Origin of the sequence: Pseudoalteromonas rubra (genome assembly GCF_001482385.1) — a bacterium.
Lineage (GTDB): Bacteria > Pseudomonadota > Gammaproteobacteria > Enterobacterales > Alteromonadaceae > Pseudoalteromonas > Pseudoalteromonas ardens.
The window spans coordinates 1,273,321-1,286,888 of the sequence record NZ_CP013611.1; the positions used below are offsets into that span (position 1 = coordinate 1,273,321).

At 46.4% G+C, this 13,568-nt stretch carries 12 protein-coding genes and 10 tRNA genes; all 22 read right to left on the reverse strand.

All coding sequences use genetic code 11. The annotated features are described in order from the left end of the window. Positions 1 to 21: 21 nt before the first annotated feature. The 22 genes from AT705_RS05635 to aspS all read right to left on the reverse strand — a co-directional run bounded on the left by AT705_RS05635 (position 22) and on the right by aspS (position 13,542). Positions 22 to 1,050, reverse strand: coding sequence for a GGDEF domain-containing protein (locus tag AT705_RS05635; RefSeq protein WP_058795844.1), 1,029 nt, complete (start codon positions 1,048 to 1,050; stop codon positions 22 to 24). Between the two features lie 156 nt (positions 1,051 to 1,206). After that, positions 1,207 to 1,297 (reverse strand) — tRNA-Ser (locus AT705_RS05640). A 109-nt stretch (positions 1,298 to 1,406) separates the two neighbouring features. After that, positions 1,407 to 2,450 carry a quinolinate synthase NadA gene (gene nadA, locus AT705_RS05645; RefSeq protein WP_058795845.1) on the reverse strand — a complete coding sequence of 348 codons (1,044 nt, stop codon included), beginning with the start codon at positions 2,448 to 2,450 and terminating at the stop codon, positions 1,407 to 1,409. 131 nt (positions 2,451 to 2,581) lie between these two features. Continuing rightward, positions 2,582 to 2,657 (reverse strand) — tRNA-Lys (locus tag AT705_RS05650). Positions 2,658 to 2,693: 36 nt separating this feature from the next. Then, positions 2,694 to 2,769, reverse strand: a tRNA-Lys gene (locus AT705_RS05655). Positions 2,770 to 2,806: 37 nt separating this feature from the next. Further along, positions 2,807 to 2,882 (reverse strand) — tRNA-Lys (locus AT705_RS05660). A 36-nt stretch (positions 2,883 to 2,918) separates the two neighbouring features. After that, positions 2,919 to 2,994, reverse strand: a tRNA-Lys gene (locus AT705_RS05665). 36 nt (positions 2,995 to 3,030) lie between these two features. After that, positions 3,031 to 3,106 (reverse strand) — tRNA-Lys (locus tag AT705_RS05670). A gap of 36 nt (positions 3,107 to 3,142) precedes the next feature. Further along, positions 3,143 to 3,218, reverse strand: a tRNA-Lys gene (locus AT705_RS05675). 35 nt (positions 3,219 to 3,253) lie between these two features. Then, positions 3,254 to 3,329 (reverse strand) — tRNA-Lys (locus AT705_RS05680). A gap of 35 nt (positions 3,330 to 3,364) precedes the next feature. After that, positions 3,365 to 3,440 (reverse strand) — tRNA-Lys (locus tag AT705_RS05685). 38 nt (positions 3,441 to 3,478) lie between these two features. Beyond that, a tRNA-Lys gene (locus tag AT705_RS05690) sits at positions 3,479 to 3,554 on the reverse strand. A gap of 158 nt (positions 3,555 to 3,712) precedes the next feature. Continuing rightward, entirely contained in the window at positions 3,713 to 4,468 is a 756-nt protein-coding gene (ybgF, locus tag AT705_RS05695) for a tol-pal system protein YbgF (protein WP_058795846.1), read from the reverse strand. 15 nt (positions 4,469 to 4,483) lie between these two features. Continuing rightward, the gene (gene pal / locus AT705_RS05700) at positions 4,484 to 5,017 is read right to left on the reverse strand and encodes a peptidoglycan-associated lipoprotein Pal (RefSeq protein WP_058795847.1); all 534 of its coding nucleotides are present in this window, start codon (positions 5,015 to 5,017) and stop codon (positions 4,484 to 4,486) included. 41 nt (positions 5,018 to 5,058) lie between these two features. Further along, the gene (tolB, locus tag AT705_RS05705) at positions 5,059 to 6,417 is read right to left on the reverse strand and encodes a Tol-Pal system beta propeller repeat protein TolB (protein WP_058795848.1); all 1,359 of its coding nucleotides are present in this window, start codon (positions 6,415 to 6,417) and stop codon (positions 5,059 to 5,061) included. A gap of 9 nt (positions 6,418 to 6,426) precedes the next feature. After that, a complete protein-coding gene (gene tolA, locus AT705_RS05710) occupies positions 6,427 to 7,368 on the reverse strand; it encodes a cell envelope integrity protein TolA (RefSeq protein WP_058795849.1) in 942 nt (313 codons plus the stop codon). Then, positions 7,368 to 7,796, reverse strand: coding sequence for a protein TolR (gene tolR, locus AT705_RS05715; protein ID WP_058795850.1), 429 nt, complete (start codon positions 7,794 to 7,796; stop codon positions 7,368 to 7,370). The genes tolA and tolR overlap by 1 nt, the downstream gene beginning before the upstream one ends. Continuing rightward, on the reverse strand, positions 7,783 to 8,487 hold the full coding sequence (gene tolQ / locus AT705_RS05720; RefSeq protein ID WP_010382197.1) for a protein TolQ: 705 nt from the start codon (positions 8,485 to 8,487) through the stop codon (positions 7,783 to 7,785). The genes tolR and tolQ overlap by 14 nt, the downstream gene beginning before the upstream one ends. Positions 8,488 to 9,474: 987 nt before the next feature. After that, a complete protein-coding gene (ruvB, locus tag AT705_RS05725) occupies positions 9,475 to 10,482 on the reverse strand; it encodes a Holliday junction branch migration DNA helicase RuvB (protein ID WP_058795851.1) in 1,008 nt (335 codons plus the stop codon). A gap of 20 nt (positions 10,483 to 10,502) precedes the next feature. Continuing rightward, the gene (ruvA, locus tag AT705_RS05730; protein WP_058795852.1) at positions 10,503 to 11,120 is read right to left on the reverse strand and encodes a Holliday junction branch migration protein RuvA; all 618 of its coding nucleotides are present in this window, start codon (positions 11,118 to 11,120) and stop codon (positions 10,503 to 10,505) included. A 2-nt stretch (positions 11,121 to 11,122) separates the two neighbouring features. Next, positions 11,123 to 11,644, reverse strand: coding sequence for a crossover junction endodeoxyribonuclease RuvC (gene ruvC / locus AT705_RS05735; protein ID WP_058795853.1), 522 nt, complete (start codon positions 11,642 to 11,644; stop codon positions 11,123 to 11,125). Positions 11,645 to 11,766: 122 nt separating this feature from the next. Beyond that, complete coding sequence (gene aspS, locus AT705_RS05740) at positions 11,767 to 13,542, reverse strand: aspartate--tRNA ligase (protein WP_058795854.1); 1,776 nt, start codon at positions 13,540 to 13,542, stop codon at positions 11,767 to 11,769. Positions 13,543 to 13,568: the final 26 nt, after the last annotated feature.

Consider the following 13,568-nt stretch of genomic DNA (forward strand, 5'->3'; position numbering starts at 1 on the left):
ACCGCTGAATGTGCGAGCCGTTTAAAATAAGTCGATCCCGGAGCCTTCGTCATGACGCTCCAGTTTATGTTCATTTAACAGCGCCTCAAAAAACGCCAGCTTATCGCGGCCATTTTCTTTTGCATAATACAAAGCTCTGTCTGCATTCTCTAATACATTGATTGGGAAATCATAAGGGCTGATCCGCGCAAGCCCGGCACTCACCGTAAGGTTCTTTACAAACGGAAAGTGCGTTTCACGAATAAGCGCTAAGAACTCTTCTAGTTTTGCCTCAATGGACGCCTGATCTGTGGGCTCAAACACTAAGACAAACTCTTCGCCACCAAAGCGAAATAACAAGTCCGTTGAACGGAAGAACTGTTGCATTTTTTGCGCAACCAGCAGGAGCACTTCATCACCGCATACATGACCATAGTTATCATTCACTTGTTTGAAGTGATCTATGTCTACCATAGCTAACCAGGATGTGGCACCTTGGTGAAATGTGCGTGGATCCTGATCATCGCGAATATGGCGGTTTTGTTTTATAACTTGCTTCTCTAGCAGCTGCTTGAGTTTTTTCTCAAAGGTCTGGCGATTCAATAACCCGGTCAGTTTATCCCGCTCATTTTCGTGCAATATGGTCAGATAATTTTCGTAAATGCGCACAAAGGCATTAAGCAGCACCTGCTCACTACTGTTCAGGCCACCTGAGTGCACTTCTATAGCACCCACCGGCGTTTCATGGATGTTGATAGGCAGCCAGCGCTTTTCTATGCCATCTGCGCTTTGCACCGTAATAATACAGGACGACTGCAAACAAGAAATCAACTCGGACTGAGGTTGCTCAATCACTTGTCTGTCGAGCCATTCAAATTCCCGCTCACCATGCATGGTTAATCCAATACTCCGCTCAACCGCCAGATCTTCCTGAGTATTAAAGTTTTTATACACACACAGATGCTTACACCCCACCAGCTCCTGGATCGTCGAAAGCAGGCTATACTCGAGTGAATCTATGTCTCTTGTTTTTGTTATTTTGATGACTGAATTGAGTAGTTCTTCTTGCATTGGATATTCGCAGACTCGATTAATGCCGAATATAGTAACGGCTTTTTAGCCAACTGTGTACTACCAAGTATAGCGTCACCAGAAACTATTAGGCGATAAGACAGGAAAAATAAAACGCAAAAAGGCGTCCGATGGACGCCTTTTTTAAATTAGGAATGGCGGAGAGAGAGGGAGTCGAACCCTCGATACGCTATAAACGTATACACGAGTTCCAGTCGTGCGCCTTAAGCCACTCAGCCATCTCTCCGCACTGTAGCACCGCTAAGGTGCGGCGCTAATACTATGAAAAGCGTAACACTTTAGCAAGTATTTTTTGTAAAAACACACCTAAGTGCTTAGTATCTAAGCAACTTAGCCTACTTTCGCAGACTTGCTGAGAAGTCCAACATGCGATTCAGTGAGCGCAAAGCACCTTCACGAAGTGCCATATCAACGAAGACTTCTTTGCCATTCGGATCAATCAAGGCTTCTTCAATGGCTTTAAGGCCATTCATCGCCATCCACGGACAATGCGCACAGCTCTTACAGGTTGCCCCTTCACCTGCAGTAGGTGCTTCAAAAAACTCTTTTTCAGGACACAGCTGCTGCATTTTGTAAAAAATACCGCGGTCAGTTGCCACTATGAACTTCTGATTCGGCATATCCTGTGCAGCTTTAATCAACTGACTTGTTGAACCAACGGCATCTGCCAGGTCAACAATTTCAGCCGGAGATTCAGGGTGCACCAATACTGCTGCATCCGGGTGCAATGCCTTCATGTCTTTCAGTGCCTTGGTTTTAAACTCATCATGAACGATACAGGCGCCGTTCCACATGATCATATCCGCACCGGTTTTCTTCTGAATGTAAGAACCAAGGTGTTTATCAGGGCCCCAGATGATTTTCTCACCTTCAGAATCCAGGTGCTCCACAATCTCAAGTGCACATGACGAAGTAACAATCCAGTCGGCTCGTGCTTTCACCGCGGTTGAGGTGTTTGCATACACAACCACTTTTCTGTCCGGGTGTTGATCACAAAACGCAGAAAACGCATCTATAGGGCAACCTACATCCAGTGAACAGGTTGCTGCCAGAGTTGGCATAACAACGGTTTTTTCTGGTGTCAGGATCTTGGCCGTTTCACCCATGAAGCGTACACCAGCAACGATGATCATATCAGCATCTTGTTGCTTAGCACCAAAACGCGCCATTTCCAGTGAATCAGCGACACATCCGCCCGTTTCTTCAGCCAGAGCCTGGATCTCGGGATCAGTATAGTAATGGGCAACCAAAACGGCGTTCTTTTCTTTTAACAACGCTTTAATTCTGGTTTTATATTCGGCTTGTTCCTGCTTAGTTAAAGGGGCAGGTTTTGGAGGAAAAATATAATCCTCCGGCATAATTTGTTCTGCTAGACTCATTCTCTCGACCACTAGTCCACATATACGGGATATTCGCGAATTATACGAAAATCGGGGCGATAATCCTAGTTGAAGTCGGTATTTTGAAGGAATATTTAAAAGATTATGATAAGAAAGAGAGGTAACGAGAATGGTGGGTCATGATGGACTCGAACCATCGACCAATGGATTAAAAGTCCACTGCTCTACCAACTGAGCTAATGACCCGCTCGAAGATACTTAAGTAATACACCAAATTTAAAATGGTGGGTCATGATGGACTCGAACCATCGACCAATGGATTAAAAGTCCACTGCTCTACCAACTGAGCTAATGACCCGCTCGAAAGTTACTTAAGTAATACGCCAAATTTGAAATGGTGGGTCATGATGGACTCGAACCATCGACCAATGGATTAAAAGTCCACTGCTCTACCAACTGAGCTAATGACCCGCTCGAAAGTTACTTTAGTAATACACCAAATCTGAATGGTGGGTCATGATGGACTCGAACCATCGACCAATGGATTAAAAGTCCACTGCTCTACCAACTGAGCTAATGACCCGCTCGAAAGTTACTTAAGTAATACATCAAATCTGAATGGTGGGTCATGATGGACTCGAACCATCGACCAATGGATTAAAAGTCCACTGCTCTACCAACTGAGCTAATGACCCGCTCGAAAGCTACTTAAGTAATACACCAAATTTAAATGGTGGGTCATGATGGACTCGAACCATCGACCAATGGATTAAAAGTCCACTGCTCTACCAACTGAGCTAATGACCCGCTCGGAGTTACTTAAGTTATAGACCAAATTTGAATGGTGGGTCATGATGGACTCGAACCATCGACCAATGGATTAAAAGTCCACTGCTCTACCAACTGAGCTAATGACCCGCTCGGAGTTACTTAAGTTATAGACCAAATTTGAATGGTGGGTCATGATGGACTCGAACCATCGACCAATGGATTAAAAGTCCACTGCTCTACCAACTGAGCTAATGACCCGCTCTGGTTTTACTTAAAGTAAATATAACAAATTTGAATGGTGGGTCATGATGGACTCGAACCATCGACCAATGGATTAAAAGTCCACTGCTCTACCAACTGAGCTAATGACCCACTAAATTGTTTCGCTGCAAGAAGTGTGTAACACTATCGGCTGCTGCGGGCGCTTATAATACTTATTTAAAAATCTTGTGCAACCGAAATCGCCTGTTTTTTTCATTTTTCGCGTCTAAGCGCCTAATTTTAAATCACTCTGAGAAAAATTCAGCCATTTATATTTTGCTGAGTCGTTCTGTCGCCAGTTTTGCCGCTGTGGTACTGGGGTATTCTTTGATTAAATTCTCAAACAGAGCCTTTGCATCAGCAGATTGCCCCACTTTTTGCAGTAAGGTTCCCAGCTTTAACATCGCATCAGGTCGCTTATTTGAGTCAGCAAACTGATCAACCACTGTGCGAAAGTGCACCATAGCCTGAGCATCCTGATTCTTAATAGACTGAAGCTGACCCAGCCAGTAATGTGCATTCGGAATATAAACAGAATTTGGGAACTGCTTTAAGAAGCCTTCAAATTCAGGAATAGCAGCATCGTAGCGCTTATCCTTCATGATCAAAGCAACCGCTCTGTCATAGGCTTCATTTTCAGATAAATCTGTGCTCACAGCCTGCGCAGTCGCACTATCAGGCGTCACAACGGGTTGTAGCTGCTTACTTTGCTCATAAACTTGTGTAACACGTGTTTCGATTTCCTGATACAGCTCACGTTGGCGCTGCAGTACTTTTTCGAGCTTGTAACTTTGCTCCTCTGTCACACCACGGATCTGGCTCACTTCATCCTGAAGTTGATCAAGTTGCGTTTGCAGTTCAGCCTGGATCAAGTTGCGATTACGCATCAGGTTTTCAAGCACAGACAAACGTTGTTCAATAGTTTGGTTAGCACCAGCAGCATCAGATACAGCAGCGGGAGCTGCCCACAATTGGGAGCTCCCGCTGACTAAGATGATGGCTGCCAAAATAGTATTCGGCTTCATAGCATCTCTTTACAATTAGTATACCAGTACCGCGCGGCGGTTCTTAGCAAAAGCTTCTTCGTTGCGCGCTTTGTCCATTGGCTTCTCTTCACCGTAGCTCACAACAGAAATTTGGCTGTCAGATACACCCAGGCTCTGTAAGTACTTAGCAACGGCTTTACCACGGCTTTCGCCCAGTGCGATGTTATACTCAGGCGTACCACGCTCATCGGCGTGACCTTCAATCAGTACTTTTACGCTTGGGTTTTTAACCAGGAAATCAGCGTGTGCTTGTAGCAGCTCTACAAATTCGCTGCGTACAGTAGAACGGTCAAAGTCGAAGTATACGATCTGCTCTTGACGCAACGCTTCATACTTTTCTTTCAGTAGCTCTTCTGCTGATTTCTGACGTGTTGCAGTGTTCACATCAACATTGCTGCCATTAGATGCAGTAGCTGCGTTTGTTTCGCTGCCAGCGCCTTCACCAACATCTGACGACGAGCTACATGCAGCCAGCGTCATCACAGGCAACGCGACCAAAAGGGCCTTGAGAGTTTTGTTAAGTTGCATCGAGTATATTCCTATATCTTTTATAAGTCTTACCAGCAAAATTACTGTAAAAATGGCGACCAAGCTGGTGCCTTAACCTGTCCGTCTAATACCGGCAGGCGAGCCTTAAAGCGGCCATCCATCGACACCAACGCCAGTACCTGCTTATTATTATGCAAGGTACTATAAATAATCATAGAGCCGTTCGGCGCAATACTCGGTGATTCATCGAGTCTGGTGCGCGTTAATACCTGAAACAGCCCAGAGTCCAATTCTTTCTTGGCAATATGGTAACGACCTAATGTCCGATTTACCATTACCAGTTGTTTACCATCAGGCGTGATTGACCCGGCTAAGTTCATGTCGCCGTCAAAAGTGACACGCCGTGATCTTCCTGTATCTAAATTTAACTTATATATCTGGGCATTACCACCCCTTTCAGATGTATAGACTATTTCTTTGCCATTTGGATGCCAGGTTGGTTCAGTATCTATACTACGGTGCTTAGTCAGGCGTCTTTCTTTACGCGTTTCAAGGTCAATCAAATAGACCTCTGTTGCGCCGCCTTTATCTTTTGACAACACGATCAACATTTGTGTGCCGTCCGGAGAAAATTGCGGTGCACCATTAATCCCGGAATAACTGGTTAAGATCTCACGCTTACCCGTATAGATATCCTGAATATAAATTTGTGACTGACGATTCTCAAACGTGACATACGCCAGTTTGTTACCATCCGGTGACCAGGCCGGCGACATCAACGGCTCTTTAGAGCGCAACAGCACCTGTTCATTGTAACCATCATAATCTGCCACAACCAGCTGATAAGGTTTATCCTGCTCCTCACGAACAATGACATAGGCAATTTTAGTACGAAATGCGCCTTTTTCACCCGTCAGAGATTCGTAAACAACGTCGCTGATCTGATGCGCATAATAACGAAAGCTCTGCGCATCAATGACACTCTGGCGCGCCTCCAGGACATGATCCTGGCTTTTCATCAATTTGCCGTTGGTCATCATGCGAGTTTCCCCACCGGTGATTTGAGCACGGATCACATCGATCAGCTCATATTTCACCAGATAACGATTCGCAGGCTGTTGAGTAATGGTGCCCACAACAACGGCTTCGACGCCCAGTTCAACCCAGGCGTCGTAATCTACTTCTTCATCTGTTGTTGGTAGCTGAGGCATTTGTTCCTCTGCCACCGGCTTAAACTTACCACTGCGGATCAAGTCCGCTGCAATCACTGAGCTCAGCTCAGCAGGTGCTTCGCCATTGCCAATGTATTTAAACGGAGCTATCGCAATCGGTCGGGCACTGTCGACCCCTTCTGTAATTACGATCTCCAGTGCGGCGTAGGCGACCCCCTGCGCAGCGAAAGCCAGAACCAAGAGTAAATTTCTTAAATGGTTGTACATGGTCTTCCTTTATAGAGTTGGTTTAATCGTCAGGTTAATATTCTTAAGCTGTTCGAAAACATCTTTATTTTCAGAAACAGGTAACGTATCTGCCATTCGCACTGCTCGTAAAGCCGCTTCACACACCAGTTTGTCACCACCGAGTGACTCTGCTTGTGTAACCAGACCATTGAAGCCCAGGCGAATATTCAGACGACACTGCTTACCCTTCATTTTCTCATCGATCAACAGGTTAGATTGGATCCGCTGCATGATCAGTGCCTTGTACTTGTCGACTTCCGTCAGGATCTGTTGCTGGCGGACCTTGGCTCTGGCGGCTTGTTCCTGTGCCAATTGCTCCTGAAGCAGTTGCTCTTGCAAAGCTTTTTGGCGCGCTTCTTCAGCAGCCTGAGCCTTACGTTTAGCTTCTTCTTCTTGTTGCTTGCGCTTGGCTTCCGCCTGTCTCAACCTGCCTTCCTCGGCTTTACGCTTTTCGGCAGCGGCTTTAGCAGCCTGCTCTGCGGCATGAGCTTCCTGACGGGCTTTTTCAGCCTGTTGACGCTCTTTGTTTTGAATTTCCTGAGCGCGTTTCGCCTGCGCTTCTGCCTTACGCTTTTCTTCAAGCTTGGCCAGACGCTGCTGCTCTAGCTTTTTGATCCGACGGGCTTCGGCTTCACGGTCTTTACGTGCCTGAACAGCACGACGCTCTAAATCACGGATCCGTTTCTCTTCGGCTCGTTTTTGTTGCGCTTCTTTTTCACGAAGCTGAGCAATCTTCTTTTCTACAGCCTGCTGGTCAACCGATATCGCTGACACGGCTTTGGCTTCTTCAATTTCATTAACGGCCGGATTAAGTTGAACTTCCATCACGCTCGGGCTGGAAAATTGGAAATTAGCCGTTGCAAACAATAACCCGGCTATCGCGAAATGAAGTAAAAATGACTTAAATATGCCGCTGGTTAAAGCATCCATTAACTATCCTCAAACGATTTAGTCATTAACCCAACAGACGGCACACCGGCATTTTTCAAAAAATCCATGAGTAACAGAACTTCCTGATATGACACATGCCCTGAGCCTTTAATCATCACTGGGGTCTCCGGGTTTTGCTGTAACTTCAGCTTAATAATGGCTGCCACTTCGACGGCATCCATTGGTGCGTCAGGGTCAGTGCCCACGGTCACATAGTAACGGCCTTCAGCATCGATAGTAGCAATAATAGGTGGCGCATCTTTGGTGTCTACCAGATCTGACTCCTCCATCTGCGGTAAGTCCACTTTAACACCATGCGTGATCAGCGGCGCCGTTGCCATAAAGATGATTAACAGCACCAGCATAACATCAATGTATGGCACCACATTGATCTCTGCGACAGGACGGCGCCTCTTATGCTGATACATTTTGCTTAGCCTCAGTTAAGCTGGCAGCCTGGCGATGCAGAATATTGGCAAACTCTTCCATGAAGTTGATGTAGTTTGACTCCAGCTTTTCTACATTCTTTGCAAAGCGGTTATATGCCATGACCGCCGGGATGGCCGCAAACAGACCCATGGCCGTAGCAATCAAAGCTTCAGCAATACCAGGCGCAACCATTTGCAACGTTGCCTGCTTCACTTCACCCAGCGCAATAAAAGCATTCATGATCCCCCAAACAGTACCGAATAGGCCGATGTAAGGGCTAATAGAGCCAACCGTTGCCAAAAATGATAATCCAGATTCAACTTTCTCAACTTCGCGTGACAGAGCTACACGCATGGAGCGATGTGTCCCTTCTATGATCATGCTCGCCGATCCTGTGTTTTGTTTTTTGTGGCGTGCAAATTCTTTAAATCCGGATACAAATAGCGCTTCTAAGCCACTTGAGCTGCCCGCTCTGGCCGTAATTTCATTATATAACTTGCCCAAATCCATTCCCGACCAGAACTTTTGTTCAAATTTTTTCGCATCTGCCAGAGACTGTGCCAATATGCTGCGGCGCTGAAAAATAATGGCCCATGAAGCAACCGACATGCCGACCAGTGTCAACATTACAAGTTGCACGAGGATACTGGCTTCTAAAATGAGATCTACGAAATTAAGTCCCGATTCCACGTTGTTATACTCCTAGAAAATAATTGTGTTCTCGGCCAAGGCAGCCGTCACCGTATTGACTGTAAGCCAGCAAAAAGGTTCCGGTAGTTTAACCACACTAATAAGGGCTTACAATCTCAATGCCGTAAAATCCACTTAAATGCCGATAATTCGCACATTCAGCCCCTTGACTCTATATTTTGGCCCGATTGACGGACCTCCACCCAGCACCGGAGCAAATATAGCTCATACAAAACCCCACCTTCATTACACACGGTTAGCAATAAAAACAGCCCATAACAAAGTGAACTTGATCCTTATTTGCAAAGCCTAGCGCGTGTTTGTGACATAAAATTAATGTGGTCGGAACTGTACAGCGTTGAGCGTGTTTATTTATTTATGCAACCTGCATAAAAGTAAAGTTTTATTCACTATCTCCGAATAAACCCTCAAAAACCGATTGGTAATACCAATTAACAACAAATAATCTAATATTCACAAATTGGGTATAATAAATACAACTCCTTATTTTACATAAACTTACAAAACACCATCAGTTTATGTTTTATTCAATAAGGGACTAAAAAAACTCATCGCATTAGTTTTTTTTATAGCAAAACCGCAATTTTTCTAGTTTGATAAAATCCCTCAGTCACCTTATTATACTCCCCGTACTGAGCGAGCAGCATCTCTCAATGCAAATGCACAGTTACTTAGGCCGCAGAAGTCTGATTTATTCTGCAGTCATGATGAGGAAATTTTGGATAACACCTTAATGTACTCATCTGTTCCCTGGATTACTTCCTTCAACTTGTTGTTTTCGCCCGCACACTGTGCGGGCTTTTTTTTGTCCGCAGTTTACGAACACATCAGAATATTGATCTGCTTAAAATAAATGAAGCAAAATGAGCATGAAATGAATACGAGTGTGCAGAGGTGGGAGTGTAAGATCCAGGAAGCGCATTGCGCGCTGCCTGGCAGGTCGTCTGAGAATTAAGAGTATACGCGTTAGTCGCCTGGTTTCGCTAAATCGAAATGCAGATAAGCCCTGTCTGATACGATCCGTCCTCTGGGCGTGCGCTGAATGAAGCCCTGCTGGATCAGGTAAGGTTCTATCACATCTTCTATGGTTTCACGCTCTTCACCTATGGCCGCTGCCAGATTATCCAAACCCACAGGACCCCCCATGAATTTTTCAATAATTGCAAGTAAGTACTTACGATCCATGTAATCGAAACCACACTTATCGACGTCAACCATGTCCAGCGCCTGACTGGCAATCAGCTCGTCTACGCTGCCGTCCCCTTTAACCTGGGCGAAATCCCGAACCCGTCGCAGCAAGCGATTAGCAATACGCGGGGTGCCTCGGGCACGTTTCGCCACTTCAACCGCACCCGCGTCACTGATTTCAAGATTAAGAAAATGCGCAGAGCGCGACACAATCGATGCCAGCTCAGCCACAGAGTAAAACTCAAGACGTTGCACAATACCGAAACGATCTCTCAGAGGGGAAGTCAGAGATCCTGCACGGGTCGTAGCCCCCACCAAAGTAAAAGGTGGCAAGTCCAGTTTAATCGACCGCGCGGCGGGCCCTTCACCAATCATAATGTCGAGCTGATAATCTTCCATTGCAGGGTATAGGATCTCTTCAACCTGAGGGCTCAAACGATGTATTTCATCAATAAACAACACATCTCCTTGCTCCAGATTGGTCAGCATTGCAGCAAGGTCGCCGGCTTTTTCAAGCACCGGCCCTGAGGTGGTTTTAATATTCACACCCAGTTCATTCGCCACAATATTTGCCAAGGTCGTTTTACCTAAGCCCGGCGGGCCAAATATCAGCAAGTGATCGAGTGCTTCTTCACGACTGCGTGCAGCTTCAATGAAGATTTCCATTTGCTGCTTTACATGCTGCTGACCGGTATAGTCCGCCAACAACTTAGGTCGTATTGCTCTGTCTACGGCCTCTTCACTGCCCTGCACTTCTGGCTCAATGAGTCTGTCTGCTTCAATCATAATTATCTAGTCAGCCTTTCTTACATCATAGATCTCAGGGCTTCTTTGATTAGCCCTTCGGTATCCATGCCTGGTTTACTCACCGCTTTCAGTGCTTTTTGCGCTTGTGCAGGTTTATAGCCAAGAGCTAACAATGCTGCCAACGCATCGTCTTCAGGCGTATTTGCCACAGTAGGATCTTCCTGAGGCGCTAAAATAGCGTTATCGCTGAATGGAGTCAGTAAATCATGACCAAAGTTCTTCAGCTTGTCTTTCATCTCAAGCACCAGCCGCTCAGCGGTTTTCTTGCCTACACCCGGGATTTTCACCAAAGTAGACGCGTCGCCCTGATTAACACACTGTACAAACTGCTCTGCCGACATACCGGATAAAATCGCCAGTGCCAGCTTAGGGCCAACACCATTAGCCTTGATCAGCTCGCGAAATAACGCCCGCTCAGTTTTGTGGTTAAAGCCAAACAGTAATTGTGCATCTTCGCGCACCACAAAATGAGTATAGATGGTTGCTTCATTACCCGCCTGAGGTAACTCATAAAAGCACGTCATCGGCATTTGCACTTCATAACCGATGCCACTTACGTCTAACAGGATCTCTGGTGGCTGTTTTTCTACCAAAGTACCTTTGAGTCTGCCTATCATAATTACCTCAATCTTCCTCGTACGGTTTTTTTCGCACTACCTGCCAGCTTGATCAGATTTTGCTCTGAATGAGCATGACAAATTGCAATGGCCAGCGCATCAGCGGCATCGGCCTGGGGAGTACCCGGGAGTTTTAATAGTCGTTTCACCATTTCCTGAACCTGAGACTTATTCGCTCCGCCAGTGCCAACAACGGCTTGTTTGACCTGCCGGGCTGAATATTCAAATACCTCAATCTCGTTCATCGTGGCTGCGACAATGGCTGCACCGCGTGCCTGACCGAGCTTTAAAGCGGAATCAGGGTTGTGCGCCATAAAGACTTGCTCAATCGCAAACCCCTGCGGGTTAAACTGTTCGATAATCTGGCTTACGCCCTGATAAATCATCTGTAGTCGTTGTGGGAATGGCTTATCACCAAGTCGAATACAACCGCTGCCCAGATACTGAAACTGACTGCCTTGACGTTTAACTACGCCGTATCCGGTCAGCCTGGAGCCTGGATCTATGCCTAAAATTACTGCCAAGGCGCATACTCTCGTTGTTTTTTCGCTATCATGCCAAAATACTGTATGGATTTCCAGTTATGTATAACTTGCAGAATAAAAAAAGCGGCATAATCGCCGCTCTTTCACTCTATTCGCTGTAATTATTCAGCATCTTTTTGTTGCGCGGTTACTGTTACCGCGAGCTCTTTCAGTGCATCCGGGTTTGCAACGCTAGGTGCATTGGTCATCAGACATGATGCCTGAGTCGTTTTCGGGAACGCAATCACATCACGAATGTTGTCTGTACCACACAGCAGCATTACCAGACGATCCAGACCAAATGCCAGACCTGCATGCGGTGGCGTACCGTACTTCAGTGCATCCAGCAAGAAGCCGAATTTGTCTTGCTGCTCTTGCTCATCAATACCCAGGATACGGAAAGCCGCTTGCTGCATATCGTTGTTGTGGATCCGCACAGAACCCCCACCGACTTCGTATCCGTTCAATACCATGTCGTAGGCATCTGAGATTGCACCAGCCGGATTGGCTTCCAGCTCTGCCGCTGAAATGTCTTTAGGTGCTGTGAACGGGTGGTGTACTGCGTGCAGGTTACCTTCGTCGTCTTCCTCAAACATTGGGAAATCAACAACCCACAGCGGTGCCCACTGGTTCAGGTTTGTCAGCTCAAGGTCCTGGCCCACTTTCAGACGCAGTGCACCCATAGCTTCGTTAACAACATTACGCTTATCAGCACCAAACAGAATGATGTCGCCAGTCTGTGCATTTGTGCGTGCCAGGATCCCTTTGATCACTTCTTCATTCAGGAACTTGGCAATCGGCGACTGAATACCTTCAAGGCCAGCGTCCAGATCGTTCACCTTCATCCATGCCAGGCCTTTGGCCCCATAGATACCAACAAACTTTGTGTACTCATCAATTTGCTTACGAGACAGTGATGCACCACCCGGTACAGTCAACACAGCGACACGGCCTTTCTCGTCATTTGCAGGGCCGGCAAGTACTTTAAACTCAACGTCCTTAACCAGATCAGCAACATCAATCAGCTCCAACGGGTTTCGCAAGTCAGGCTTATCTGAACCATATCGACGCATTGCCTCTTCGTAGCTCATTACCGGGAACTGGCCCAGATCAACCTCAAGCAGTTCCTGCCACATTTCGCGGATCAAGCGCTCTGTGATATCTCGCACCTGATCAGATGTCATGAACGACGTCTCTAAATCGATTTGAGTGAATTCAGGCTGACGATCCGCACGTAAATCTTCATCACGGAAACATTTCACGATTTGATAGTAACGATCAAAGCCAGACATCATCAGCAACTGTTTAAACAGCTGAGGCGACTGTGGCAATGCATAGAAGCTCCCTTTGTGTACACGGCTTGGTACCAGATAATCACGCGCACCTTCTGGAGTTGCTTTTGTCAGTACCGGCGTTTCAATGTCCAGGAAGTCATTGCTATCGAGGAAGCGACGCACAAAGCTCGAAGCTTTAGCGCGTAATTTAATGCGGTCGCTCATTTCAAGACGACGCAGGTCAAGGTAGCGATAGGTCAGACGACGCTCTTCTGAGTTTTCCTGGTTAAAGTCCAGTGGTAGTGGCTCAGCGCGGTTAATAATTGTCAGGCCCGTACCGAGGATCTCTACTTCACCGGTTGCCATATCCTGATTAATTTGGCTCTCAGGACGCGCACGAACTGTACCTGTCACTTTAACACAGAACTCTTGACGCAATGTGTTAGCAACATCCATCAGGCCATCTACTTCTGGATCAAACACAACCTGGACCAAACCTTCGCGATCTCGCAGATCAATGAAGATCAGGCCACCCAGATCGCGACGTTTGTTGATCCAGCCACATAGCTCCACTTCCTGACCTACATGGTCCTTGTTTAATTTTCCGCAGTATATTGAGCGCATAATAATCCTATTTGCCTACTTACTCT